At 66.3% G+C, this 25,574-nt stretch carries 22 protein-coding genes and 2 pseudogenes; 14 read left to right on the top strand and 10 right to left on the bottom strand.

The features are described from left to right. Positions 1–11: 11 nt before the first annotated feature. Positions 12–1,331 carry a UDP-glucose/GDP-mannose dehydrogenase family protein gene (locus E5206_RS13805; RefSeq protein WP_136322983.1) on the bottom strand — a complete coding sequence of 440 codons (1,320 nt, stop codon included), beginning with the start codon at positions 1,329–1,331 and terminating at the stop codon, positions 12–14. 71 nt (positions 1,332–1,402) lie between these two features. Next, the gene (locus E5206_RS13800; protein WP_136322982.1) at positions 1,403–2,434 is read right to left on the bottom strand and encodes a UDP-glucuronic acid decarboxylase family protein; all 1,032 of its coding nucleotides are present in this window, start codon (positions 2,432–2,434) and stop codon (positions 1,403–1,405) included. Positions 2,435–2,989: 555 nt separating this feature from the next. Between E5206_RS13800 and E5206_RS13795 the strand changes: the two genes are divergently transcribed. Further along, positions 2,990–3,787, top strand: a complete 798-nt coding sequence (locus E5206_RS13795) for a class III extradiol ring-cleavage dioxygenase (protein ID WP_136322981.1) — start codon at positions 2,990–2,992, stop codon at positions 3,785–3,787. 21 nt (positions 3,788–3,808) lie between these two features. Here E5206_RS13795 and E5206_RS13790 read toward each other — a convergent pair whose 3' ends face one another. The 4 genes from E5206_RS13790 to E5206_RS13775 form a co-directional block, all read right to left on the bottom strand. Continuing rightward, positions 3,809–5,371 carry a long-chain fatty acid--CoA ligase gene (locus E5206_RS13790; protein ID WP_136324148.1) on the bottom strand — a complete coding sequence of 521 codons (1,563 nt, stop codon included), beginning with the start codon at positions 5,369–5,371 and terminating at the stop codon, positions 3,809–3,811. Between the two features lie 96 nt (positions 5,372–5,467). Continuing rightward, entirely contained in the window at positions 5,468–6,724 is a 1,257-nt protein-coding gene (locus E5206_RS13785; protein ID WP_136322980.1) for an acyl-CoA dehydrogenase family protein, read from the bottom strand. 131 nt (positions 6,725–6,855) lie between these two features. Further along, the gene (locus tag E5206_RS13780; RefSeq protein WP_136322979.1) at positions 6,856–7,569 is read right to left on the bottom strand and encodes a TetR/AcrR family transcriptional regulator; all 714 of its coding nucleotides are present in this window, start codon (positions 7,567–7,569) and stop codon (positions 6,856–6,858) included. Between the two features lie 59 nt (positions 7,570–7,628). Continuing rightward, the gene (locus tag E5206_RS13775) at positions 7,629–8,396 is read right to left on the bottom strand and encodes an SDR family NAD(P)-dependent oxidoreductase (RefSeq protein WP_136322978.1); all 768 of its coding nucleotides are present in this window, start codon (positions 8,394–8,396) and stop codon (positions 7,629–7,631) included. 74 nt (positions 8,397–8,470) lie between these two features. Between E5206_RS13775 and E5206_RS13770 the strand changes: the two genes are divergently transcribed. Next, on the top strand, positions 8,471–9,169 hold the full coding sequence (locus E5206_RS13770; RefSeq protein ID WP_168709343.1) for a DUF998 domain-containing protein: 699 nt from the start codon (positions 8,471–8,473) through the stop codon (positions 9,167–9,169). 107 nt (positions 9,170–9,276) lie between these two features. Further along, positions 9,277–9,603, top strand: coding sequence for a hypothetical protein (locus E5206_RS13765; protein WP_136322976.1), 327 nt, complete (start codon positions 9,277–9,279; stop codon positions 9,601–9,603). 57 nt (positions 9,604–9,660) lie between these two features. On the opposite strand, the gene E5206_RS13760 is transcribed toward E5206_RS13765, so the two are convergent. After that, positions 9,661–10,152 carry a MarR family transcriptional regulator gene (locus tag E5206_RS13760; protein WP_136322975.1) on the bottom strand — a complete coding sequence of 164 codons (492 nt, stop codon included), beginning with the start codon at positions 10,150–10,152 and terminating at the stop codon, positions 9,661–9,663. Between the two features lie 210 nt (positions 10,153–10,362). Between E5206_RS13760 and ribA the strand changes: the two genes are divergently transcribed. From ribA to E5206_RS13745, 3 genes are read left to right on the top strand one after another with little or no spacing between them, the layout of a single operon-like run. Beyond that, positions 10,363–12,276, top strand: coding sequence for a GTP cyclohydrolase II RibA (ribA, locus tag E5206_RS19760; protein ID WP_136322974.1), 1,914 nt, complete (start codon positions 10,363–10,365; stop codon positions 12,274–12,276). Between the two features lie 58 nt (positions 12,277–12,334). Continuing rightward, positions 12,335–12,538 (top strand): hypothetical protein, encoded by a 204-nt coding sequence (locus E5206_RS13750; protein WP_136322973.1) that lies wholly within the window; start codon positions 12,335–12,337, stop codon positions 12,536–12,538. Positions 12,539–12,594: 56 nt separating this feature from the next. Further along, positions 12,595–12,957: a cupin domain-containing protein gene (locus tag E5206_RS13745; protein WP_136322972.1), complete on the top strand. Its 363-nt coding sequence runs from the start codon at positions 12,595–12,597 to the stop codon at positions 12,955–12,957. Positions 12,958–13,007: 50 nt separating this feature from the next. Here E5206_RS13745 and E5206_RS13740 read toward each other — a convergent pair whose 3' ends face one another. Continuing rightward, positions 13,008–13,763 (bottom strand): TetR/AcrR family transcriptional regulator C-terminal domain-containing protein, encoded by a 756-nt coding sequence (locus tag E5206_RS13740; RefSeq protein WP_136322971.1) that lies wholly within the window; start codon positions 13,761–13,763, stop codon positions 13,008–13,010. On the opposite strand from E5206_RS13740, the pseudogene E5206_RS13735 reads away from it, so the two are divergent. Beyond that, positions 13,648–14,088, top strand: a pseudogene (locus tag E5206_RS13735) (DUF2306 domain-containing protein); the annotation flags it as partial. The gene E5206_RS13740 and the pseudogene E5206_RS13735 sit on opposite strands and share 116 nt — an antisense overlap. Before the next feature lie 151 nt (positions 14,089–14,239). Here E5206_RS13735 and E5206_RS13730 read toward each other — a convergent pair. Beyond that, positions 14,240–14,860 (bottom strand): hypothetical protein, encoded by a 621-nt coding sequence (locus E5206_RS13730; protein WP_136322970.1) that lies wholly within the window; start codon positions 14,858–14,860, stop codon positions 14,240–14,242. Between the two features lie 308 nt (positions 14,861–15,168). On the opposite strand from E5206_RS13730, the gene E5206_RS13725 reads away from it, so the two are divergent. The 7 genes from E5206_RS13725 to E5206_RS13695 all read left to right on the top strand — a co-directional run bounded on the left by E5206_RS13725 (position 15,169) and on the right by E5206_RS13695 (position 25,275). Next, positions 15,169–17,145, top strand: coding sequence for an amino acid transporter (locus E5206_RS13725; protein WP_136322969.1), 1,977 nt, complete (start codon positions 15,169–15,171; stop codon positions 17,143–17,145). 262 nt (positions 17,146–17,407) lie between these two features. Then, entirely contained in the window at positions 17,408–17,506 is a 99-nt protein-coding gene (locus tag E5206_RS13720) for a potassium-transporting ATPase subunit F (RefSeq protein ID WP_116765591.1), read from the top strand. Between the two features lie 7 nt (positions 17,507–17,513). Then, on the top strand, positions 17,514–19,181 hold the full coding sequence (gene kdpA / locus E5206_RS13715) for a potassium-transporting ATPase subunit KdpA (RefSeq protein ID WP_136322968.1): 1,668 nt from the start codon (positions 17,514–17,516) through the stop codon (positions 19,179–19,181). Further along, a complete protein-coding gene (gene kdpB / locus E5206_RS13710; protein WP_136322967.1) occupies positions 19,178–21,304 on the top strand; it encodes a potassium-transporting ATPase subunit KdpB in 2,127 nt (708 codons plus the stop codon). Before kdpA ends, kdpB begins: the two co-directional genes overlap by 4 nt. A 9-nt stretch (positions 21,305–21,313) precedes the next feature. Beyond that, entirely contained in the window at positions 21,314–21,925 is a 612-nt protein-coding gene (gene kdpC / locus E5206_RS13705; RefSeq protein ID WP_136322966.1) for a potassium-transporting ATPase subunit KdpC, read from the top strand. 24 nt (positions 21,926–21,949) lie between these two features. Beyond that, the gene (locus E5206_RS13700; protein ID WP_136322965.1) at positions 21,950–24,601 is read left to right on the top strand and encodes a DUF4118 domain-containing protein; all 2,652 of its coding nucleotides are present in this window, start codon (positions 21,950–21,952) and stop codon (positions 24,599–24,601) included. Beyond that, positions 24,598–25,275, top strand: coding sequence for a response regulator (locus E5206_RS13695; protein ID WP_136322964.1), 678 nt, complete (start codon positions 24,598–24,600; stop codon positions 25,273–25,275). Before E5206_RS13700 ends, E5206_RS13695 begins: the two co-directional genes overlap by 4 nt. Before the next feature lie 94 nt (positions 25,276–25,369). Here E5206_RS13695 and E5206_RS19620 read toward each other — a convergent pair. After that, positions 25,370–25,549, bottom strand: a pseudogene (locus E5206_RS19620) (amine oxidase); the annotation flags it as partial. Positions 25,550–25,574: the final 25 nt, after the last annotated feature.

The raw sequence follows: 25,574 nt of genomic DNA, 5'->3' as shown, positions 1-25,574 counted from the left end.
CGCGGGGGTTCCTAGCGGGCCGGCCGGCCCATCGCCCGGACGGTCCATCCGGCGGACCGCCAGTGGTCGATATCCAGCGTGTTCCTGGCGTCCAGGATGCGCGGAGCGGAGACCAGGGTCGAAAGGTGGACCGGGTCGAGTAGTTTGTATTCCTGCCATTCGGTGAGATGTATTGCCAGTTCGGCACCCTCGAAGGCCTTCTGGACCTCGGTCGTGTAGTTGAGGGCCGGGTGCGCCGCGCGCGCGTTCTCGATGGCTTCGGGGTCGTGGACGCGGACGTGGGCGCCCTGGCTTTGGAGGGCATTGGCGACGCTGAGGGCAGGGGAGTCGCGGATGTCGTCGCTGTTGGGTTTGAAGGCCGCGCCCAGGACGGCGATTCGTTTGTCCTGGAGCGAGCCGCCCAGCATGACCTTGGCCAGGTCGACGGCGCTGCGGCGCCGGTTGACGTTGATGGTGTCGATGTTCTTCAGGAAGGTGAGGGCTTCCTCGATGCCCAGTTCCTCGGCGCGGGCGAGGAAGGCCCGGATGTCCTTGGGCAGGCAGCCGCCGCCGAAACCAACACCGGGGGACAGGAAGCGGCTGCCGATGCGGGCGTCGTGGCCCAAGGCCGCGGCCAAGGGCATGATGTCAGCCCCGACGGCCTCGCAGACTTCGGAGATCGCGTTGATGAAGGAGATCTTCGTGGCCAGGAAGGCGTTGGCGGACACCTTGACGAGCTCGGCGGTCGCGACGTCTGTGGAGATGTACGGCGTGCCGTCGCTGAGGATGGTCGCGTACACCTCCCGGAGGACAGCGTCGGAATGCGCCGAGGCGACTCCGACCACCAGCCGGTCGGGATGGAGAGTGTCATTGACGGCGAAACCTTCCCGGAGGAATTCCGGATTCCATGCGAGGTCGACCCGGCTGTCTGCCGGTGCCAGTTCGGCGACCATTGTGGCCAACCGGGCTGCCGTGCCGACCGGAACCGTGGACTTGCCCACGATCAGGCACGGCCGATGCATGTGGGGCGCCATTCCCTCGATGACGGCGTCAACGTACTTCATGTCCGCAGCGGTGGAGCCTGGACGTTGCGGAGTGCCGACGCAAATGAAGTGCACGTCGCCGAATTCGGCGGCTTCTTTCAGGGACGTGGAGAACTTCAGCCGACCGGCGTCGATGTTCTCGCGCAGCAGTTCAGGGAATCCTGGTTCGTAGAACGGTGCATGTCCTTGAGCGAGCCGATCGATCTTTTGAACGTCGACGTCCACTCCGAGGACGTCGTGGCCGAACTGGGCCATCCCGGCTGCATGTACGGCGCCTAGGTAGCCTGTTCCAATAACGGTGATGCGCATGGTGACCTCCTGAGATGGCGGATGCGGATCCTGACGGGCCGCAGCCTGGATAAAGGGTTGGAGATGGGGAGTCAGGCCAGCCTGGCCATGGCCGGGCTGTAGGCGGGGGCCCCCGCCTGGTGGATTCCCTCGAACTGGGCGCCGGCAATACTGCCGGCCGCCGCGGATACTTCTGCGGCGTTGGAGCGGAAATAGCTGATGGTGTGAAGCAGGCCTTCCTCGGTCGAGACCTGGGGCTGCCATCCCAGCCGCGCGGCCGCGAGGCTGATGTCCGGGCGGCGGCGGCTCGGATCATCCACCGGCCGGGGGTGGAATTCGATGGCCGAAGCCGATCCGGTGATCTCCAGGACGAGTTCGGCAAGTTCCTGCACTGTCCGTTCCACGGGGTTGCCCAGATTGATCGGCCCGGACTCATGGCTGTCGATCATGGCGGTAATTCCGCGCACCAGGTCGTCGACGTAGCAGAAGCTGCGGGTCTGTCCGCCGTCGCCGTAGATGGTCAGCGGATCGCCGTTCAGTGCCTGGGCGATAAAGCTGGACACGACCCGGCCGTCCTCGGCGCGCATTCGCGGACCGAAGGTATTGAAGATACGGACGATGCCCACATCGACACCGCGGCTGCGCGAGTACGCCATCGAGATGGCCTCGGCAAAACGCTTGGCCTCGTCATAGACGCTGCGCGGCCCGACGGAGCTGACGTTGCCCCAGTAGTTCTCGGTCTGGGGATGGACGGTCGGATCCCCGTAGACCTCGCTGGTGGAGGCCAGGACGAAGCGCGCGGACTTTTCCTCCGCGAGTTTCAACGCGTTTTCGGTGCCCCTGCTGCCGACGGCCAGGGTTTCCAGCGGCAGCCGGTGGTAGTCGGGCGGCGAGGCCGGACTGGCCAGGTGGGCCAGGACGTCCAACGGTCCGTTGAGCCGAAGCGACGTACTGACGTCGCACTGCAAAAAGGTGAAATTCGGATGGTCGGAGAAGGCTGCGATATTGTTCCGCCGGCCTGTGGAGAGATCATCGGCGCAGATCACCGTGTCCCCCCGCTGAAGCAATGTCTCGCACAAATGGGAGCCCAGAAAGCCTGCCCCTCCGGTTATTAACGCACGCATGTTTACCCCTCACCAGATAGTGGTTTTCATCATCGAGATTCATCGGAAATGAAATGCGCCGGGCTGCGAAGAGATTGCATCCGCCGGACGCTTTGCCGGACGTTTCTCCGGACTTTTCGTTGGGAGGCACTTGGCCTCCCATGCGGGCCGGCAACCGATGCCTGCCGGGTAGGGCCAACCTACGGCGAGCGGCGAACGGCGCACCCGGGTAGTGGATACCCGCCTTTGTGGGGTCCTTCTACCCGCACGTAACATGAATGTCGTGCGGCCACTCGGTTGATTCACCCGGGCGAAACATTTTGGCCGGCACCCGTTGCCCGACTACGGGGATCTGCTTCGAAATAACTGATGGGAATTCGAATTGAAACATGCCCGCGGCGCGAAGTTAACCGGTCCGGCCGGGCAAAAGGGCGGGCATGGGAGGGCAAAAGGGCAGGTGCGATGTGCATGGCTCCGCGTGGCCGGGAGGCGCAGGACCCAAACGTGCAGCGCGGCAGACATCGCTCACATCAACAGATACTTGAAGCTTCAATAAAAGTGGCGTATGATGTTGTTATGACGCAGACACTTGACCGCCCTCCCGTCCTCTTTCTCAGCCACGGTGCACCGCCGCTCGCCGACGATGCCACTTGGACCAGCGAACTCAATGCCTGGTCCGGCACCTTTGACAAGCCCAAAGACATCCTGATGGTGTCCGCCCATTGGGAAAATGCCCCCGTCACCCTGAGTGCAACGAAGCGCAATCCGGGCCTGGTGTATGACTTTTGGGGCTTCCCGCAGAAGTACTACGACGTCGCCTACGACGCCCCGCAGGCATCCGAGCTCGCCACCGAAGTGGAGAAGCTCGTGGCCGGCCATGGCCACCATGTCGAGCGCGATGAGAGCCGTGGACTGGACCATGGAGCCTACGTGCCGCTCAAGGAGATGTACCCCGATGCGGATGTGCCGGTGGTTCAGATGTCCATGCCGACCCTGGATCCGCAGGGACTGTTCGACCTCGGCAAGTCGCTCGGGCCGCTCCGGGACCGCGGCACGCTGATCGTCGGGTCCGGCTTCACCACGCACAATCTCCGCTGGTTCAACCCCGCGGGCGGGCCCGACAGCGCCCCGCCCGCAGCATCCAGCGAATTCGATCACTGGGCAGAGGAAGCCATGGCACGCGGCGACGTCGATTCCATCCTCGACTTCCTGCACAAGGCACCGGCCGCCCGCGAGGCACACCCGAGAAGCGAGCACTGGGCACCGCTGTATGTCGCCCTCGGCGCAGCCTACGGCTCCGGCGACATCCAGGCAAAGACGGCAATCGAAGGATTCTGGTTCGGGCTGTCCAAGCGCTCCTGGACGCTGACGTAGTCAGCGACTGGACCCGGTCTTTTAGGATCCGGCGGATCCGGTCGCCAGGTTTCGTTTCAGGATCTTTCCGCTGGGGCCGAGGGGAAGTTCAGCGAGCAACCTGACGACTCGCGGGTACTTGTAGGCGGCGAGCTGGGCGCTTGCGAATTCGATCAGGTCTGTCTCGGTGGCGGTGGCTCCCGCGTCGAGCACGATCGCGGCCGCAACTTCCTGGCCGTGGACCTCGTGCGGGATTCCGTAGACGGCGGCGCTGACCACCTGCGGGTGGGTGAGGAGGATTTCCTCAACTTCGCGGGGGTAGACGTTGTAGCCGTTGCGGATGATCATGTCCTTTTTTCGGTCAACGATTGTCAGGTAGCCGTCGTCGTCCTTCGTACCGAGGTCCCCGGTGCGGAACCAGCCGTCGACGATTGCTTCGGCGGTGTCCTCGGGCCGGTTGAGGTAGCCCTTCATCAGCAGGTGTCCGCGCACGACGAGCTCGCCCAGCTCACCCGGGGGCAGAAACTCGATGCTCTCGACCGTTTCGGCGCGGGCAATTTCGATGTCAACGCCCCAAATGGCGACCCCGATGGTGCCGGGCCGGGGCGGGGTGCCGACGTGGTTGAACGCGGCGACGGGGGAGGTTTCGGTCAGGCCGTAGCCTTCGTGGATTTCCACGCCGAAGACGTCGCGGAACTTGTCCATCACAACCAGCGGGAGGGATGCGCCGCCGGAGATGCCGTAGCGCAGGGCGGACGGGCGGACTTGAACCGTCTTTGCCGCTTCAAGTAGCGCGACATACATGGTCGGCACCCCGACGAAGATGTTCACGTTGTGCCGGGCCATCAGCTTGAGGGCGCCCTCGCCGCTGAAGCGGGGCATCATGACGATGGTCGCGCCCGCGCGGAGTCCCGCGTTGAGGACAACTGTCTGGCCAAAGGTGTGGAACAGCGGCAGCCCGCCGAAGAGGACGTCGCCTGGCCGGAAGTCCATGACGGACGTCAGAATGACGGAAGTCTGTTCCACTAGGGCGAAGTGAGTGCCGAGAGCGCCCTTTGGTTTGCCGGTGGTGCCGGAGGTGTAGAGGATGGTGGCGGTGTCCGAGGGCCGGCAGGGGACGTACGTGCGGATTGGCTCGGCTGCAGCGGCCTCGCCTTCGAGCCGCGGCAGCCCGCCGTCGTCGGGCGCCATCACGGTCAGCAGTTCGACGCCGGTGCTGCTGGCACCGGCAGCCCCTTCCTTCAGCAGCGGCGCTGCGCAGATCAGCAACGTGGCGCCGCTGTCCTGGAGCACGTATTCGATTTCGCGTGCCTTGAGCAGTGCGTGCACCGGAACCACAATGGCTCCCAGCGACAGGACCGCGAAATAGACGCGGGCGAAGTCCGCAACATTGGGAATCAGCACGGCAACTGCATCGCCGGGGCCGATGCCGCGCGCCCGCAGTGCCCCGGCGTAGGCGCGGGTCTCACGCCAGAGATCGCCGTAGCTGGTTTCCTCCTCACCGACGATCAGCGCGGTGCGGTCCGGGGTCCTTCGAGCGGACTCGGCCAGGATGGCTGCCACGGAGATCGTTCCGAAGCCCTCTGCGGGATTGTTGGTATTCATGGCCTGCTTCTTGGTAGGGATGGTCACGCCTTCAGGATCGGGGCGTCGCCCTGGCCGCCGCCGCCGCAGAGAGCGGCGACGCCGACACGGCGTGGATCATGCGAAGGCGGAGATGCCGGTGATACCGCGCCCGATGATCAGGGCCTGCATCGTTTCGGTGCCTTCATAGGTGTGGATGGCCTCGATGTCGGCGAGGTGGCGGGCGACGCGGTTTGCCAGCAGGATGCCGTTGCCTCCGAGGAGATCCCGCGCATTGGAGGCAATCGCGCGGGCAATACGGGTGCAGGTGTATTTGGCGAGTGATGCCTGTTCGGGTGTGAGCAACCCGTCTTCATCGAGACGGGTGAGCTGAACCACCATCAGCTGCATGGTGGCCAGTTCGCTGAGCATCCGTGCCAGTCGTTCCTGCACGATCTGGGAGGCCGCCAGCGGCCGGCCGAACTGCACGCGTTGCTTCGCGTACTGCACCGCGGTTTCGTAGCAGGCTGTGGCATGCCCGACGGCGGACCAGGCGACGCCCAGCCGGGTGGCCAGCAGCACACGCGCCGTGTCCTTGAAGGACCCCGCCCCCGGCAGGGCATTCTCCTCGGGGACAAAGACATTCTCCAGCCGGACGTGGGCCTGCCAGATGGCGCGCAAGGCAAGCTTGCCTTCAATCGTTGTGGCCGCGTAGCCGGGGGAGTCCTGCGGCACGAGGTAGCCGTGAACCTGGCCGTCGTCGCCCCTGGCCCACACCACGCTCACTCCACCGACGGAGCCGTTGCCGATCCATTTCTTCTCGCCGTTCAGAAGGTAACCGCCGGCCGTGCTGGTGGCCGTGGATTCCAGAGCCACCGCGTCCGAGCCGTGGGTAGGTTCCGTCAACGCGAACGCAGCGAATTCCTTGCCGGCGGCGACCGCCGGAAGCCACCGCTTCTTCTGTTCGGCAGACCCGCACTCCGCTATGGACCGCAGGGCAAGACCGCCCTGAACCGCGATCATGGTTGCAACGGAGCCGTCGCCGCGACTGATTTCCATGTTCACCAGGCCGGCCGCCATCCTGCTCATCGGGGCGAAACCTTCCACCTGCACTCCGTCACGCAGCAGGTCCAGTTCGCCAAGGCGTCTGACCAGGTGCAGCGGGTAATCGGCGCGCTCCCAGTAGCTGTCTATTGCGGGCAGAACCTCGTTCTGGACGAAGTGGCGGGCGCGGTTCCAATAGCCGCGGTCTTCGTCGCTGATACCGGCGAACACGGACGCCGGGTCCGTGCCCAGGGCCTCCGTCAGGACGTAGCCGGGTTCTACGGTGCCGACGGGAAAATGGTCTGAAGCATCTGTGGCAGTGAAGCCGGAATCGGGTGACGTCGTCGTCATTTATTCGTCCTCTGTCTCGGCGCCGGGTACCAGTCGCCGACGCGCTGTGGCTCACACCACATCGACCAAGGATGCTTTGAATCGTAGTTCCATGTCAAGGAACGCAGTGTCAAAAGATCCGTATCTGCGATTCAGGGCAGGGCGTCACGGACTGCCTTCAGGATTGCGTCCTTGTCGGCGCCCGCAGTAAGTACGGTCACGACGACGGCCGGGGAAGCGTGCGCGGGGGTGATCGGCCCCAACAGTGCCGGCCGGAAGATCTCGGAGAGGGCATGGAGTTCGTCCGCGAGTGCCGCAGCCTTCTCCCGGTCGGCCCGAATCTCTGTTTCCTGGGCGTCCTGTGTCGAGCGGAGCCACCGCCGGAGGAAGGCGTTGTGCACGGCGACTGCGGCTGCGGCGAAGGCTACAGCCTTGTATTCACGATGCTCGCCGTCAGGCAGTTTATCCAGCAGGTGCAGCAGGAACGCCCTCTCGTACCGGTGCGAGGTGACCAGCTCCCGATCCCGGAGGGCCGGCACGGCCTGCATCAGCTCATACCGGGCACGCGACGTTTCCCGGTTCCGCAAGTGGTGATTGAAAACCAACAGCGCCGCGTCCTCGATTGCTGCCAGTGGTTCCTGCATCGTTTCCGCCAGGCCGTCGGTCACCCGCGCCAGTATCCGCTCGTGGTCGGCGAAGACGACATCCTCCTTTGACCCGAACTTTCGAAAGAACGTGCTGCGGCTCATGCCCGCGGCATCCGCCAGTTCGTCAACGGACGTTGCCTCATAGCCCTGCCTTGCCAGCAGCCCGACGGCGGCGGCAGCGGGCCCGTCGGGGTTGTGTGGTGTCGGCTGCGAGATCATGGGCCGAAATCTAGCACAACCACGGGAGCCCCCCCGCTCCCGGCGTCGGCAGGTGCGGTTCAGAAGAGCGGGATGCCGGTGAGTTCAGCGAGTCGGCCCAGGAGCTGGTCCTGGAAGCCGGGGTCAAGGGCAACCGGCGCGGGCATTCCCCGTTTCCGGTGGTACCAGTAGCCGCCACTGACCATCGCGGCCGGATCGTTGCTGGCGGCGAGCCAGGTCTGGGTGAGGTGCCCCATTTCCAGATCGTCCGGAGCGCCGGGGCCACCCATTTTCGTGGCGACCCAGCCTGGATCCACGGCATTGCTGAACACCTCCGGCCAGTGGCGCGCGATCGCCAGGGCGAGCGCGGCGATGTACAGCTTGCTCTCGGCGTACGCCTCGCCTGCACTCCACCGCCGCTCGGTCCAGTCGACGTCGTGCAGTGAGCTGCTGCTTCCCCGGTGCATTCCGCTGCTGAGGTAGACCAGGCGGGAGGGCCGCTCAATGAGTGCGGTGAGCATGTAGGGCGCCAGGGTGTTCACGGCGACGGTCCGCGCGTGGCCCTCGGGCGTCGCAGCCCGTTCCGGCTCCAGATAGGTGCCGGCGTTGTGGATGACAGCGTCCATCCTCCCGATGCTGTTCACCTGGTCGGCCAGGGCGATGGTTTCAACCGCGCTGCTGAGATCCCCGACGACGACGCCTGCTGCCCGTGCGGTGAGATCGGCGACGGCGGCTGCACGCTCGGGCGTCCGGACGTGCAGGACGACCTCGTGGCCCTCGCCCAGGAGGGTGCGGGCTGCTGCGCGGCCGAGCCCGTCGGCGGAGCCGGTGATGAAGATGCGTGCCACGGAATGTTCCCTTCGTCAGTTCGGTCGGTATGTGGACAATACGCCCTCCAGTGTGTGCGGATAGGCTTCCCTACGTGACCTCGAGCCCATTCCCCGGCCACGCGGCGGCCCGACGCCGGCGCGTCGGGCAGGCCGCGGTGGCGGGCATGACAGGGCCGGTCCTGTTCGTGTCCGGCTTCACCGTTCTCGGGTGGCTGGACCCAGGCTACTCCCCGACGCGCATGTTCGTCAGCGAGCTGTCGCTCGGTCCCCAGGGCTGGGTCCAGATCCTGAACTTCGTACTCACAGGCACCCTGGTGGTGGCGTTCGGCCGGGGCCTCGCCGCTCACTTCAGCACCGGAGCGGCCTCCCGGGCCGGGCCGGTGCTAGTGCAGAGCATTGGAGTCAGCCTGATCGCGTCCGGACCATTTACCACCGACCCGTCGGCGATGTTCGAGCAAAGCAGTCTGCACGGCTTCGTGCACGGCATCTTCGGCGCCGTCGTCTTCACGCTTGCGCCCCTCAGTTGCTTCGTCTTCCACCGGCGTTTCCACGGGGACCCCGTGTGGCGCTCCCTGGCCGGGTGGACACTGTTCAGCGGCCTTGTGCTCACCCTCGGGATCGGCGTCCTGAAGATCAGCCAGCAGCCTGGGAGCGGGCTGTTCGAATGGAAGGGGGCCGTGCAGCGCGTACTGCTCGTCACGTTCATGGCGTGGATTTTTGCGGTTGCATTCCGCCTGCGCCGCTGCTGCCGGGACCAGGAGCGCGGCTCCTTCACCCCGCCGCCGTCCTAGCGCAGCCCTTGCCACATGACCGGCGTCGGATCAATCGGGGCGGCATTCACAGCCTGGGCACAGGCGTATCCGGCCATTGGCCAAGGCGGCTGGACCACTGTTGGTCCATGAGGTTTTGGGAATCAACGACGGGGATCTGGAAGAAGATCATGGTTCCTGGCCTTGCGGCTATGGCCATTGCCCTGCTGGGCGCGGCCGGAGCGTCCGGCATCGACGAGATGGCCAGCGCCAGAATCGTGCATCCGGCTTCCGCCGGGGTGGCGGCCGCACCGGACGGACAGCCGCCGTTACGCCATATCATCCTGCTCGGCCTCGCCAGGGGTTCGCTCCCGGGCGGGCTTCCGCACGATGAACTGCGCGAAGAAAAGAACGAGGAGAACTATCAGGAGGCCACGGTCCGCTTGGACAGCGCCAACAGCGGTACGGCATTTTGAGCACCGCGGACTTATCTGGCGCGGCAACATGCGGGCGGCGTTGGGAAGACGCGCGGGTTAATCGGTGGTGCGCAGGCAGCGGTCGTCCGGGTCGATGGCGTGCAGGATGCGTTGCCCGATGTCGCCCAGTTGGCGTGATTGTGCCTTCGTGAGGGGGTCGAAGACGAGGGCGCGGACGGCTTCGACATGCCCGGGGGCTGTTTGAACGACTTTCTCCCATCCGTCGTCGGTGAGGGCAGCCAGCGTGATGCGGCCGTCGGAGGGGTCGGGGGAACGGCGTACCCAGCCCCGCTTCTCGAGCCGGCCCACGACCTGGGACAGGCGGGGGAGCCCGGATTCGGTGAAGCCGGCCAGGTCGCTCATCCGGCGTGTGCGGCCGGGGGCCTCGGAGAGGCCGGCGAGCACCATGTACTCAAAGTGGGTGAGCCCGGCGTCGCGCTGCAGCTGCGCGTCCAGCGTGGAGGGCAGCCGCATCACCACGCCAACGAGCGTGAGCCAGGCATGACGCTCGTCGCTTGTCAGCCAGCGGGCGTCCACGGGGGTATCCATAGCCAAAGAATAGCCCAAGAAACTTCACGCATGAAGTGTAATGGTGGTCAAATCACTTGCATCATGAACTAATGGCTTATAAGTTTAAGTTGAACATTGAAGTAAAATTCCAGTGGTTGGGGTTGGCCCGGTTCGGGCCCTGCTCCTTCTGATCCGCCGGCCGTTGGCTGGCCGCCTGACCCTTTCTTATCGAATGCCTGAGGACCCGAGATGACCGTTTTGTCTGAGACCACCGTGCCGCCGCTGGGTGCCGCGCCTGCCACAGTGCGCAGCCAGGTTACCGTGCCGCTGCGCTTCCCGGACGGCTTCACCGCTACCGCCGAGGTCCTGACATTCCACGGGCTGGCAGACGGCAGGGAACACCTGCTGCTCGCTTTGGGCGAGTGGGAGCAGGCGCTGCTGCAGCAGGCGCCGGCGGGCTCGGGGCCTTTGGTCCGGCTGCACAGCGAATGCCTGACGGGGGATGTCTTCGGCAGCCAGCGCTGTGACTGCGGTCCGCAGCTGCGGGAGGCGGTCGAGCAGATCGCCGCCGCCGGCGGGTTCCTGCTCTACCTCCGCCAGGAAGGCCGCGGCATCGGCTTGTACTCCAAGCTCGATGCCTACGCCTTGCAGGACACCGGGCTGGACACCTACGAAGCCAACGTGGCACTCGGCCACGGCGAGGACGAGCGGGACTACACCGCCGCCGCGCAGATGCTGGGCGCCCTCGGCGCCACCACCGTCCGCCTGCTCAGCAACAACCCGGACAAAGCCGCCCAGCTCACCGACCTAGGCATCGGCGTCGCCGCACAGGTCCCCACCGGGGTGCACCTGTCCCCGGCCAACCACCGCTACCTGGCTGCAAAACGCGACCATACCGGGCATACCCTGGAGCTCCCGGCCGCCGCCGGAATCCGACAGGACCCCCGCATCACCGCCTTCCGCGCCGATCCCGCACCCACCATGACAACTTCGACGCCGGCGGCCGTCCCCACTCCCGAGGACCTGCTCGCCCGCGTTGACGAACTCCTTCCCCGCCTCCGGGAGCGGGCCGAGGAAACGGAGCGCATTCGCCAAATTCCGGACGCGACGATGGAGGAGTTGAAGGAGGCAGGAGTCTTCGGCATGCTCTCCCCGAAGGCCGTCGGGGGATTTGGCATGGGATTGGAGACCTATGTCCAGGTCGTGCGCCGGCTTGGCCAGGGATGCCCCTCCACGGCCTGGACCGTTGGTCATCTGATCGAGCACGCCTGGATGCTTGCACGGTGGCCCCGGGAGGTTCAGGACGAAGTCTTCGCGAACGGTCCGGCGCCGTTGGCTGCTGCCACCGGGGCCCCGGCAGGTGTCGCCGAGAAGGTCCCGGGCGGGTACTTGATCTCGGGCCGGTGGACCTTTGCCTCCGGGGTGATGCATTCCGAGTGGGCCCTGCTGGCCGCGCAGCATGACAACGTCCGCCTGCAGTGCCTGGTCCCGATGTCCGAGGTCGAGTTGCTGGACGTCTGGCACACGGCAGGGCTGAGGGGGACCGGCAGCAATGACATCAGGGCAGGGAAGCTGTTTGTCCCGGCGTATCGAACGCTGGACTGGGACCTTCTGGCTGCCGCGGACAACCCTGGCAGCCGGATCCATGAGGATCCCATCATTCACACCCCGATGGCGTCGCTGCTGAATATGGTGGGGCCCGCCGCAGCCTTGGGGGCCGCCGAGCATGCCGTCGACCTGTTCCGCGAGCGGATGATGGTGCGCCGGGTCAAGAACGCCGTGGAGAACCGCCAGGCGGATTCGCCGCTCGCGCAAGCAAGGTTCTCGCAGGCCTACGGACTGGTCGTCACCGCGCGGCTGCACTGGGAAGAAGCCATCCGGGTGGTCTCTGCCGAGTATGGCCGTCGGCCGTCAACGATGACAGACGGGGAACGGGCCCGGTACCGGCTCTCCCAGGCGCTCAGCGGCGAGGCATCGGCGGAAGCCGTCCGTCTCATCATGACGGGATCGGGAGGGAACGCCTACCGGCTTTCGCAGCCGCTGCAGCGGATCCAGCGCGACGTCAGCGTTCTGCTCAGCCACCCGACCCTGACCATGGATCCGATTCTCGAGCAGGCGGGGCGAGGCCTTCTGGGCCTCGGCTTCACGATTCCCGCCTTCTGACCGGGCCAGGCCAGCGTCCCCAGGAGTAGTGTTTGTCCGAACTGACGAAGGGGTTCAAATGAGCTACAAATATCGGACCGTCCGGGTTCGCGGCACCGAACTGGTTGGAACCATTGCGCGCAAACACGGGGGCGCGCCCGAGATCTACGAAACCTCGAAGGACCCGAATACGTCGGTAGTTCCGGTGTTTTTCCAGGCGACGGGCGAAATCCGCTTTTTCGACAGGTCGATGCTGGAGGATGTAGTGGCGCCGGCGAATTAGATCCGGCGAATTAAATGCTGTGGTGCGGGCCACGGTTCCGGAGGAAAATGCAAGACATGAACACTGTGGAGCACGAGAACTTTGGCAAGCCCAGCGAGACCCGGACCTTTCCTCACGGCAAGGCCGAGATTCTGAACATGGGTGATGGCACTGTCGGTCGGCTGACTCTGGAGCCGGGTTGGCGGTGGTCGAACGACGTTAAGCCGATCGCCGGAACGGAGAGCTGCGAGGCGCCGCATTTCCAGTACCACGTCTCCGGGCGGCTGGCCATACGCATGGATGACGGAACCGAGTTCGTCGCAGGTCCCGGCGACGTCACGAGCCTCCCTCAGGGGCACGACGCCTGGGTGGTCGGTGACGAAACGGTCGTGACCGTCGATTGGTTCGGCGCCACGAACTATGCGAAGGCTTCCGAGTAGGAGCGTCCTCCATCGGGGTGATGCCTGGCTGCGCTCCTTGTGGACGCCGGCTATCCACGCTCCAGCTTCGCTTGCTTCGATGTCCAGCCTTGCTCGTGAAGCCGCTCAAAGCCGTCGAGGAGTAGATCCAGGGCGAACTCGAATTCGAACTGGTCGTCGCAGCCGTGCCCGACGACCGCGCCGCCGTCGTGGGTCATGGATGTGGCGAAAGCCACGATATTCGGATAGCGCCCGGCCATCTGCCGGGGCATGGCGGCCCGGGCCGCCGGGGGTACCTCCGCCGGCGCCTCCGTCTTCGGACCGGCCGGGTCGTCGAACAACTCCTGGGTGAATCCCCACATGCGGCCCCCGATGGCATGCATCACGTGGTGCGTGAGATCGACCGAGAAGCCGCCGGCCAGGAACATGCCGGTAAACGAGTCCATGTAATCGAGGACTGCCGGCGTCTTGTTGGTGCGCGATTCGACCACCTGGCGGGCCCACCGGTGCCGTTGCAGTGCCCGCCTTGCGGAGAGTACCCTCAGCCGGACCGCGCTCCGCCAGCCGGCATCGGGGACCGGGGGGTCGATCTCGCCGACCACGACGTCGACCATGCCGTCGAGAAGTTCTTCCTTGTTGGCGACGTGCTTGTAGAGCGCCATCGGGACCACGCCGAGCTCCTGGGCCAGCCGGCGCATGCTGAGCGACTCGATGCCTGCGTCGTCAGCGAGCGCGACGGCGGCGTGCAGCACCCGGTCCCGGTTCAGGGGGTCCGGCGGGCCGCGAGCTGCTGAGTCATCCTCGCCGGTCCCTGTCGTGACCCACATCTCCAGCGTCACCGTGTACAGCCTGCTCGGCGCGTTCCAGTTCGTTCCCGCACTTCGAGGCCGGCGCGGCTGGCACCGCATCGCCGGCCGCATTCTCATACCCGCCGGCCTGCTCGCGGCCCTCTCCGGCCTGTGGATGTCAGCCTTCTACCCGCTCCCGGCCAGGGACGGCATCGCCCTGTTCGTCCTCCGGCTCGTCTTCGGTTCGGCCATGCTGGCGGGCATCGTCCTGGGGCTGCTCGCGGTCCTGCTCAGGGACTTCGTTTCGCACGGCGCGTGGATGACGCGCGGCTACGCAATCGGCGTCGCCGCGGGAACCCAGGCCGTGATTGGCATCCCCTGGATGCTCCTTGTCGGCCCGGCCGAGGAACCGACCCGGGCGGTTCCCCTGGGGGCGGATGGGTCATCAACCTGGCGGTGGCGGAGTTCGTCATCTATCGGCGCGCCCAGCTGTCCGCGCGGGCGTCCCGTACTTCTCAGGCTGCTTGCCCAGTCGGCCTGGGGATTTCGACGTAATAGAAGTAACCGCGCTCGAGAGGGAACATCGCGTGCATCCTGTGCCGGAGGGGCCGGTAAATGTGCCCGAAAGGGTCCTCAACGAAGATATGTGCCAGGCGCTTGTTTCCAGCGAGTTGGCGGCCGACGTCTGGCAGAGTCGCCGGATGTGAGACCTTGCCGTCGCTGGTGAGGGTCCATGGCGCGGAAACCGGGCCGCGCTCGAGTTCGAGGATTTCGAATACTTCGGCCAGCACGGCGTCCTTGGCGGACGGGTAGAAGCGGTGCAGTGGATGGTCGCGCGGATGCCGGCGTTGTTCGTCAAGCCATGCCTTGCGGAGCCAGTTGAACTCGACGGGACCGAAAGAGGGTCCAAGGCGGAGATGGCGGTCCGCGTCCATGGCCAGGTCGAAGGTGGTGCCGGTGCGGTCAATGATGCAAGCGGCCTCGTCGATGTATTCAAATCCGGCAAGCAGCGCAGTCTGGGACGGGTGATATGAGAACGACCCGCCGTCATCGACTGTCACGTAATCAGCTGTGTGCCCCGCGGGTTCTTCGGGGCCGGCCGGGGCTGCGTGGGTCGGGGTCGGGGTAGCGTTCATTGCGGTACTGCTCCTGCCGAGGACGCCGGGTGACAGCCAGGATGGCTGCGGGGACCTCTAATTCCATGGGACCACCGCAGACCGTTCGGGAGAGCGGTCTTAACACTTTCGATACGCGGCGGTGCCAAGATTTGACGTCATCTTAATGGCACCGGGCCGCGGAACTGACGGACGGGGAGTCGGCAGGACCACGGGCGGCGGGATGTTAAGGATTCGTATGGATTGATCCGGTGGCACGTAGCAAGGCGTCCCGCGGGGGATATCGTCGGGAGTGATCGCGGTGCTGCACACCGCGCGGAGAGGGATAGATGACCACGCTGAGCAGGCCGCCGGCCGATCCTTCGGCGCCCCGGCCCGGGGCCACGGAGAAATTCAGGAGCTGGCTGCTGTTCGGCCTGCAGGACGCCAAGGGGTCCCATCAGGGCCCCGGCGCGGTGGGCGATTCCCATCTGAAGAAGCACGCGTGGTGGCAGGTGATGTGCCTGACCGGCGTCGACTATTTCTCCACCCTCGGGTACCAGCCCGCGATCGCCGCGCTCGCCGCGGGGGTGATCTCCCCGCTGGCCACCCTCGTGCTGGTGGCGGTCACCCTGCTGGGCGCCCTGCCGGTCTACCGCCGGGTGGCCGGGGAGAGCCACCGCGGAGAAGGTTCCATCGCCATGCTCGAGCGCCTCCTGCCGCGCTGGAGCGGCAAGCTCTTTGTCCTGGTCCTGCTGGGGTTCGCCGCCACGGACTTCATGATCACCATGACCCTGTCCGCCGCCGACGCAACGGCGCACGCGCTCCAGAACCCGTTTGCCCCGGGCTGGCTGCAGGGCCAGAACATCCTCGTCACGCTCTTCCTGCTCGCCCTGCTGGCCGCCGTATTCCTGCGCGGATTTAAGGAGGCCATCGGTGTTGCTGTCGTCCTGGTCGGCATCTACCTGGGCCTGAACGTCGTGGTCGTGATCACGACCATTCTGGAAGTATTCACCCACCCGGTTGCCGTGGGGGACTGGTGGCACGCCCTGTCCACCCAGCACGGGAATCCGTTCATGGTAGTCGGTATCGCGCTGCTGGTGTTCCCCAAGCTCGCCCTGGGCCTGTCCGGATTCGAAACCGGCGTGGCTGTCATGCCGCAGATCCAGGGGCGCCCGGGTGACACCGAGGAGAGCCCAGCCGGCCGGATCGAGCGGGCCCGACGGCTGCTGACGACGGCGGCCGTCATCATGAGCTGTTTTCTGGTTACCACCAGCTTCACCACCGTCATCCTGATCCCGGAGCAGGAATTTCAGCCGGGCGGCCAGGCCAACGGCCGCGCCCTGGCGTTCCTGGCCCACGAGTACCTCGGCGTCGGGTTCGGCACGGTCTATGACATCAGCACCATCGCCATCCTCTGGTTTGCCGGTGCCTCCGCCATGGCGGGGCTGCTGAACCTGGTACCGCGGTATCTGCCCCGCTACGGCATGGCCCCTGAGTGGGCCCGGGCCGTGCGCCCCCTGGTGCTGGTGTTCACCCTCATCGGGTTCCTGATCACCTGGCTGTTCAACGCCGACGTCGACGCGCAGGGCGGCGCCTACGCCACCGGCGTCCTGGTGCTGATGACCTCCGCCGCGGTCGCCGTGACACTCTCTGCCCGGCGCCGGCACCAGCGCAAGCGCACCGTCGGGTTCGGGGTCATCGCCGTGGTGTTCATCTACACCACCGTGGCCAACATCGTTGAACGGCCCGAAGGCATCCGGATCGCCTCGTTCTTCATTCTGGGGATCATTGTGATCTCCCTGCTGTCCCGGGTCCGCCGCTCCTTTGAACTCCACGCCACCCATGTCCATATGGACCGGCAGGCGCTGGAGTTCATGTCCGCCAACCTGGACGGTCCCATCGCCATCATCGCCCACGAACCCCTGCGCCTGAGCCCCGAGGCCTACCGGGACAAGCTGACCTCCGCCATCGAGGTCAGCCATCTTCCGGTGGATTACCAGGCGCTGTTCCTGGAGGTGGTGGTGGACGACTCCTCCGACTTCGAAACCGCGCTGGAGGTCCACGGCGTGACCCGGCACGGCTACCAGATCCTGGAGGTGCACGGTCCCGTCGTCCCCAACACCATCGCCTCCGTGCTCCTGCACATCCGGGACGTCACCGGGCTGATGCCGCACATCTACTTCCGCTGGACTGAGGGAAACCCAGTCACCAACCTGCTCCGCTTCCTCTTCCTGGGCGAGGGCGAGATAGCACCCGTCACCCGCGAGGTGCTCCGCGAAGCCGAACCCGACGTCACCAAACGACCCTGGGTCCACGTCGGCTGAGCCGGGCCGGGACGACCCGGTGTTAAGACGGCGTCAATATTCGGCATGGCGGCATTAAGGATCCATCAGGAACCGGGTCAATTCCCGCTGGGAGGAGTTGACTGTCAGTAGCCCCGCAAACGGGGCGCGGATGAAAGGAACCTGCAATGGCCGATGTGGCTGTGATCGGAATTCTCATGGTGTCCATGGGGTTCGTGATGTGGATCGGCCACGTGCTGGCCGGGATGGTCGGCGGCGCCGAGGACCGGCCGGAGGGCGGGCAATGAGCGCCGACGCGATCATGTGGCTGGTCCTGCTCATTGCGGGACTGAGCCTCTTCGGATACCTGCTGGCCGTCCTGATCCATCCGGAAAAGTGGTGAGCGGATCATGACCTTCAACCCGGCATCCTTTGTTGTCCAAATCGGGGCACTTCTCATTGTTCTCGCAGCCCTGCACAAGCCCCTGGGCATCTACCTCACCCATGTTTTCGAGGGCACGACGTCCAGCCGGCCCGAGCGGCTGTTTTATAGGCTCGCCGGGATCGACGCCGGCACCGACCAGACCTGGTCCGTGTACCTGCGCAGCGTCCTGGCGTTCTCGGCTGTCTCCATCCTGGCCGTGTTCGGCCTCCAGCGGCTGCAGGGCGTCCTGCCCGGCAGCGGATCCCTCCCCGGCGTGGACCCGTGGATTGCCATGAACACCGCCATCTCCTTTGCCACCAACACGAACTGGCAGACCTACGTACCCGAAACCACGGTCGGCATTTTCGTGCAGATGAGCCTGCTTGCGGTGCAGAACTTCCTCTCCGCCGCCGTCGGTATCGTCGTCGTCGTCGCCCTCATCCGGGGCATCGCCCGCACCCGAACGCACCGGCTGGGGAACTTCTGGGTGGACCTCGCCCGGACGACGTTCCGGCTCCTGCTCCCGCTCGCGTTCGTCGCGGCCCTGGTCATGGTCCTCGGCGGTGTCATCCAGAACTTCTGGCCCACCGACGTCACCAACCAGGCGGCCGGGATCAGCCAGAGCATTCCCGGCGGGCCGGTCGCGTCCCAGGAGGCCATCAAGATCCTCGGGACCAACGGCGGCGGCTACTTCAATGCCAACTCCGCCCACCCGTTCGAGAACCCCAACGCCCTCATCAGCCTCTTCGAAGTGTTCCTGATCCTGCTGATCCCCTCGGCCCTGCCCTACGCCTTTGGCAGGATGGTCGGCGACCAGAAGCAGGGCTACACGGTCGCCGCCGTCATGGGCACCCTATGGCTGGCTTCCACCGCCCTGATGGGCTGGGCCGTGGCTTCCGGCCAGGGAACCGCGACGGCGGCGGCCGGCGGCCTGGGCGAAGGCTTTGAACAGCGCTTCGGCCCCGTGCCGAGCGCGATCTTCGCCACGTCCACCACCCTGACCTCCACCGGGGCGATCAACGTAGCCCATGATTCCCTGCCGCCGCTGGCCGGCGGAGTGGCCATGGTGAACATGATGCTCGGCGAGGTCGCCCCCGGCGGAACCGGTTCCGGGCTCTACGGCCTGCTGATCCTGTCCATCATTTCCGTCTTCATCGCCGGGCTCATGGTCGGGCGCACTCCGGAGTACCTGGGCAAGAAGATCGGCCCGACGGAAATGAAGCTCGCCGCCATGTACATCCTGGTCACCCCTACCGTGGTCCTGGCCCTGTCCGGCATCACCGTCCTGCTGCCGGACGCCTTGGCCAACGCCCCGGCCACGGGTCCGCACCAGTTCAGCGAGGTGCTCTACGCCTTCACCTCCGGGGCCAACAACAACGGCTCGGCGTTCGGCGGCATCACCACCTCTGGCCCCTACCTCTCGGTCATGATGGGCCTGGCGATGCTGCTGGGCCGGTACCTGCCCATTGTCCTGGTGCTCGCCCTGGCCGGCTCCCTCGCCCGTCAAGGCAAGGTCCCCGCCTCCGCCGGCACCGTCCCCACCCACGGCCCGCTGTTCGGCGGCCTGCTGCTAGGCGTGACAGTGATCATGACCGCTCTGAGCTACTTCCCGGCCCTTGCCCTGGGCCCCCTCGCAGAAGGACTCCTCAAATGACCCCGTCCCGGACGGACATCGCCGCCCAGACCTACGCCGACGGCAACCCCCTCGGCACCCCCGGCGAGCACAAGCACCACACCAAGGCCCCGGCAAAACTCACGCTCACGTCCGTCATCGCCGCGCTGCCGCTCGCGGTCCGGAAACTCTCCCCGCGGCAGATGATCCATTCCCCGGTCATGTTCACCGTGCTGGTGGGGGCCGCCCTGTGCACGGCCATCTCCCTGTACCGGCCGTCAGTGTTCGGCATCGCCGTCACCGTCTGGCTGTGGCTCACCGTCCTCTTCGGCACCCTGTCCGAATCCATCGCCGAAGGCCGCGGCAAAGCCCAGGCCGACAGCCTTCGCGCCAGCCGCAAAGGCGTGCAGGCACGGCTCCGGCTCCCCGACGGCACCACCAGGGAGGTCCCCGGCACCGAGTTGCGGCTCAACGACGTGGTCATCTGCGAAGCCGGGGACGTCATCCCCTCGGACGGCGAAATCATCGAAGGCCTGGCCAGCGTCGACGAATCGACCATCACCGGCGAATCAGCCCCTGTCATCCGCGAATCCGGCGGAGACCGTTCCTCCGTCACGGGCGGCACGAAGGTCCTCTCGGACCGGATCGTCATCCGTATCACCGCCGAGCCCGGACAGACGTTCATCGACCGGATGATCAAGCTGGTCGAGGGCGCCGTGCGGCAGAAGACCCCCAACGAAATCGCCCTTCACGTGCTGCTGGTGTCCCTGACCATTGTGTTCCTGGCCGTCACCATGTCCCTGGCCCCGTTCGCCGCCCTGGCCGGCGCCACGCCATCGCCGATCGTGCTGGTCGCCCTGCTGGTGTGCCTGATCCCCACCACCATCGGGGCGCTGGTCCCCGCGATCGGCATCGCCGGCATGGACCGCCTGGTCCAGCACAACGTGCTCGCCACCTCCGGCCGGGCCGTGGAAACCGCCGGGGACATCACCACGCTCCTGCTGGACAAGACCGGGACCATCACCTACGGCAACCGCCGCGCCGTCAGCTTCTTCCCCGCCACCCATGTGGAGCGGACCGAGCTCATCGAAGCGGCCCGGGTCTGCAGCCTGGCCGACGAAACCCCCGAGGGACGCTCCATCGTGGACCTCGCCGCGGACAAGGGCGTGACCGGGGCCGATCTGGCCACGCTCGAACGGAGCTCCGGCGATTTTTCGGTGGTCCCCTTCAGCGCCAGCACCCGCATGAGCGGGCTGGACTTTGACGGCCGGCAGATCCGCAAAGGCGCCGCCTCCGCGGTTTCGGCCTTCGTTGCCGAATACGGCGGCCACACCCCGGCGGAAGTGGACCATCGGGTGAAGGAAATCTCCGCCCAGGGCGGCACCCCCCTGCTCGTTGCCCGGGTGGGCAAGGATGGCCGCGCGGACATCCTGGGGACCATCCACCTCGCCGACGTCGTCAAACCCGGCATGCACGCCCGCTTCGCCGAACTGCGGCAAATGGGCATCCGGACCGTGATGATCACCGGCGACAACCCCGTCACCGCCAAGGCGATCGCCGCCGAAGCCGGGGTCGACGATTTCCTGGCCGAAGCAACCCCGGAGGACAAGCTCGCGGTCATCAAAAAGGAACAGGCCGCAGGCCGGCTCGTGGCCATGACCGGGGACGGCACCAACGACGCCCCGGCGCTGGCCGCGGCAGACGTCGGCGTCGCCATGAACTCCGGAACCCCGGCCGCCAAGGACGCTGCCAACATGGTGGACCTCGACTCCGACCCCACCAAACTCATCAACATCGTCGGCATCGGCAAGCAGCTGCTCATCACCCGCGGTGCCCTCACCACGTTTTCCGTGGCGAACGACGTCGCCAAGTACTTCGCGATCGTCCCCGCCCTCTTCACCGCCGCCTTCCCAGGGCTCGGGCTGCTGAACATCATGGGCCTGGCCACCCCGTCCTCGGCCATCCTCTCCGCGGTGATCTTCAACGCCCTGATCATCATCGCCCTGGTGCCGCTCGCCCTCCGCGGCGTGAAATACCGTGCCGTGTCCGCCAACCAGGCACTGGCACGGAACCTGCTGATCTACGGGCTTGGCGGCCTGATCGCCCCGTTCATCGGCATCAAGATCATCGACATCATCATTTCCCTCATCCCCGGAATCGGCTAGGAACGCCCCATGAACACTCTCACCGGCTACCTCCGGCAGGCCGGCACCGCCGTCCGGTTCCTGCTCCTCGCCACCCTGGTCCTCGGCGTGGCCTACCCCCTGGCCGTCTTCGGCATCGGGCAATTGATCGCCCCGTACCAGGCCAACGGCTCCATCATCAAAGACGGTGCCGGCGCCCCGGCCGCGTCCGCCCTGATCGCCCAGGCCGCGGCCGACGACGCCGGTGCCCAGGACCCGCGCTGGTTCCACGCCCGGCCCTCGGCCGTGAAATGGGACCCGGCGTCGTCCTCCGCCAGCAACCTGGGCCCCAACGATCCGAAACTGCTCGACGCCGTCACCGCCAACCGGTCCGCCGTCGCCGCCGCCGAAGGCATCAGCGAGGAACAGGTGCCCGCCGATGCCGTGACCGCCAGCGGTTCGGGACTGGACCCGGACATCTCCCCGGCGTACGCCCGGGTTCAGGTGGCGCGCGTCGCCGCGGCCCAGCATCTGGGCGCCGACACCGTGATGTCCCTGGTCAACAGGCACACCACGGGCGGCCTGGAGGCCTTCCTGGGCCAACCGTCCGTCAATGTGACAGCCCTTAACGTTGATCTGGCCGCCGCAACACCGTCCAAGTGAGAGTCCAAGCGGAGGGATGACGCCATGTCAGGTGGAACGCTGCGGATCTTCCTGGGTGCCGCGCCCGGGGTCGGCAAAACCTACGAGATGCTCGAGGAGGCTCACCGTCTGGGCGAACGCGGCGAGGACGTCGTCGTCGCGTTCGCCCTGGACCACGGACGGGCCGACACGAGGGACCTGCTGAAGGGGCTCGAAGTCATCCCGCCCCGGCACCTGCCCTACCGTGGCACCGAGTTTGAAGAGATGGACCTGGACGCCGTTCTCGCCCGCGCACCCGGGACCGCGATCGTGGACGAATACGCCCACTCCAACATTCCCGGCAGCCGTCACGCCAAACGCTGGGAGGACGTCGACGAACTCCTCAATGCCGGCATCAATGTCCTCTCCACGGTCAACATCCAGCACCTGGCCTCCCTGGGCGACGTCGTCGGCGCCATCACCGACGTGCGCCAGGCCGAGACAGTGCCGGACGAGATCGTCCGACGGGCAGACCAGATCCACCTGGTCGATATCTCCCCCGAGCTGCTCCGCCAGCGCCTGGGCGACGGAAAGATCTACGCCGCCGACAAAATCGACGCTGCCCTCACGAACTACTTCCGCCTCGGCAACCTCACCGCGTTACGGGAACTGGCACTGCTCTGGCTGGCCGACCGGGTCGATGAAGGCCTGGCCCGGTACCGGGCCGAACAGGGCATCGAAGCCAGCTGGCCGGCCCGCGAACGCATCGTTATCGGGCTGACCGGCAGCCCCGAAGGCGAGGTCCTCATCCGCCGCGGGGCCCGGATCCTGAACAGGGTCAACGGCGGGGACCTGCTGGCGGTGCACGTCCGCGCCGCCGACGGTATCGCAGAGGAGTCGCCGCAGGCGCTGGACGCCCAGCGCCGCCTGATCCTGGACCTTGGCGGCAGCTACCATGTCGTGACGGGCGAAGACCCTGCCGGGGCGCTCCTGGACTTCGCCCGCAGCGTCAACGCCACCCAGATCGTCGTCGGCATCTCCCGCCACAAAGGGCTCGCCGGCCTGCTGGGAACACTGCTCGGAGGAGGCGTCGGAACCCGGGTCGTCCGCGACTCCGGCGACATCGACGTCCACATGGTCTCCCACCCCCTCGGCGGCCGCGGCGCCGGCCCGCGCCGGCAACGGGACCTTGGCCGCATCCGGGTCGCCGCCGGCTTCATCCTGGCCGTCGTGCTCCCCGTGCTGCTGCAGATGCTGCTCTCCCTGAACCCGGATCAAAACGTCGCCACCGCGGCGCTGGTCCAGCTCGCCGGGGCCGTCGCCGTCGCCCTTGTCGGCGGACTCTGGCCGGCGGTTCTTGCGGCCCTCTGGAGCAGCCTGTTGGTCAACTACTTCTCCACCCCGCCGGTCGGCACCCTGACCATCAGCGATCCGCAGAATCTCCTCGCCCTGCTGGTCTTCGTCGGCGTCTCCGCGGCCGTCGCCGTCGTCGTCGACCTCTCCGCCCGCCGGTCCAAAGAAGCCGCCCGCGCCCGCGCCGAAGCCGCCACCCTGGGAGACCTCACCCGCGGCGCAGCCCGTGCCGAGGACACCCTGAAAGGACTCCTTGAACAGGCCCTGGACGTGTTCCAGGTCAGCGGCGCCGCGCTCTACACCTCCACCGGATACACCGGGAAAGGAGCTGTTGGGAGCACCGGCTGGCGGCTCGTTGCAGAGGCCGGCACGATCCCTCCCTCAGCGCCGCAGGGTGGAGAAAACGTCGAACAGATCGACCCCACAACCCGGCTCGTCCTCACCGGCCGCACCCTGCCGGCCAGCGACCGACGGCTGCTCGGAGCGTTCGGTGTGCACCTGGCCGCACAACTGGAACGCCAGCAACTGGCGGCCAGCCGCCGCGAAGTCGTGCGGCTAGCCGAAAGCAACACCATGCGCACCTCCATTCTCCGTGCCGTCTCCCACGACCTCCGCACCCCGCTGGCCGGTATCAAACTGGCTGCCGGCACCCTCCTGCAAACCGGCGTGCAGTACACCCCCGAAGAGGAACATGAACTGCTGCTGACCATCGATGAATGCTCCGACCGGCTGGACCTTCTCGTGGCGAACCTCCTGGACATGTCCCGGATCACCTCCGAGGCCGTCAACCCCCTTCTCGGGCCCGTGCGCTGGTACGAAGTCATCCCCGCCGCGCTGCGTGGGATACCGGCCGGCCGGGCCAGGGTGGAGCTTCCCCCGAATATGCCCGAAGTCGACGCCGACGCCGGAATGCTCGAACGCGTCATCGCGAACATCGTCGAGAACGCCGTCAAATACGCACCGGACTCCGACGTCGTTCTCGTCGGAGCGGGAGGCGGTCTCAGCCACGCAACCCTGGGCGGGCGTCCCGCGGGAGAACTGCGCATCATCGACCACGGCCAGGGCGTCCCGGCAGAAAGCGTCGTCGAAATGTTCCGCCCCTTCCAGCGCCTCGACGACGTCCCGCAGACAACCGGCGTCGGACTCGGCCTGGCCGTAGCCAAAGGATTCACCGAAGCCATGGGAGGAACGCTGACCGCAGAACAAACCCCGGGGGGAGGGCTCACCATGGTCATCAGACTTCCGCTGTCCACCGGCGCAACCGCCGAAGGAAGCTACAGCCAGGCACCCCTGGTTCCACAGTCAATCCTCGCCCGGCGGACCCACGCGCAGCCTCTCACGCCATCGAATCCCGATACGCCATGACCGCTGTCCTGGTCGTCGACGATGACCCCTCCCTGCTGAAAATACTGAAAATCACCCTTCCGGCCAACGGCTATGCGGTCACCACCGCCACAGACGGGCAGTCCGCACTCCTCGCCGCCACGCAGCACAATTTTTCCCTGATCATCCTGGACCTGGGACTGCCTGATATGGACGGGACAACTGTCATCAGGAGACTCCGGAGCTGGAACAGCGTTCCCATCCTCGTTCTCTCAGCCCGGCGCGGCTCCGAAGACAAGGTGGAGGCGCTGGACGCCGGCGCCGACGACTACATCACCAAACCCTTTGGCCCGGACGAGCTCCTTGCCCGGCTCCGCGCCCTGCTACGCCGCACCTCCGAGCAACCCCGGGAAGAACCTGTCGTCGTAACCGACTCCTTCACCGTGGACCTGGCCAGACACCGTGTCATCAAGGATGGAACGGACGTGCGCCTGACACCCACCGAATGGGACATCCTGGAACTCCTCGTCCGCAACCCCGGGAAACTCATCACCCAGCGGCAGCTGCTGTCCGAGGTGTGGGGGCCCGCGTATACAAAGGACTCCAACTACCTGCGCGTCTACATGGCCCAACTCCGCCGTAAACTCGAAACGGACACCGGCAACCCCCGGCACCTCCTCACCGAGGCCGGCATCGGCTACAGGTTCCAGCCATAGCCGGGCGCACTTCCGCCGGAAGCGTGCTCCTCCCGGCGGGGCACATGCTTGGCCGCCGGGACCCGCTCCGGTCAGGGCAGCCGGTCCAAGGACACAGGTTGTCGCTGAAGGCGCCCATGAAGTTGGAGGCGTCCTCCCACGAGACGGTGATCGGTTCACCGACGACATGCGAAGCGATATCCACGGAGGGGTAAGTCTGCTTCAGCGAGTGGAGCATGAGCCGGACCCGTTCGTCAGAGTCCAGCTGCAGCCGTTCGAGGGCATCGTCATTCCAGGGATCGGATTCCCTGCCGATACCC

It is taken from the genome of Arthrobacter sp. PAMC25564 (assembly GCF_004798705.1).
GTDB lineage: Bacteria > Actinomycetota > Actinomycetes > Actinomycetales > Micrococcaceae > Arthrobacter.
This window is presented reverse-complemented; position numbering and strand designations above follow the sequence as displayed.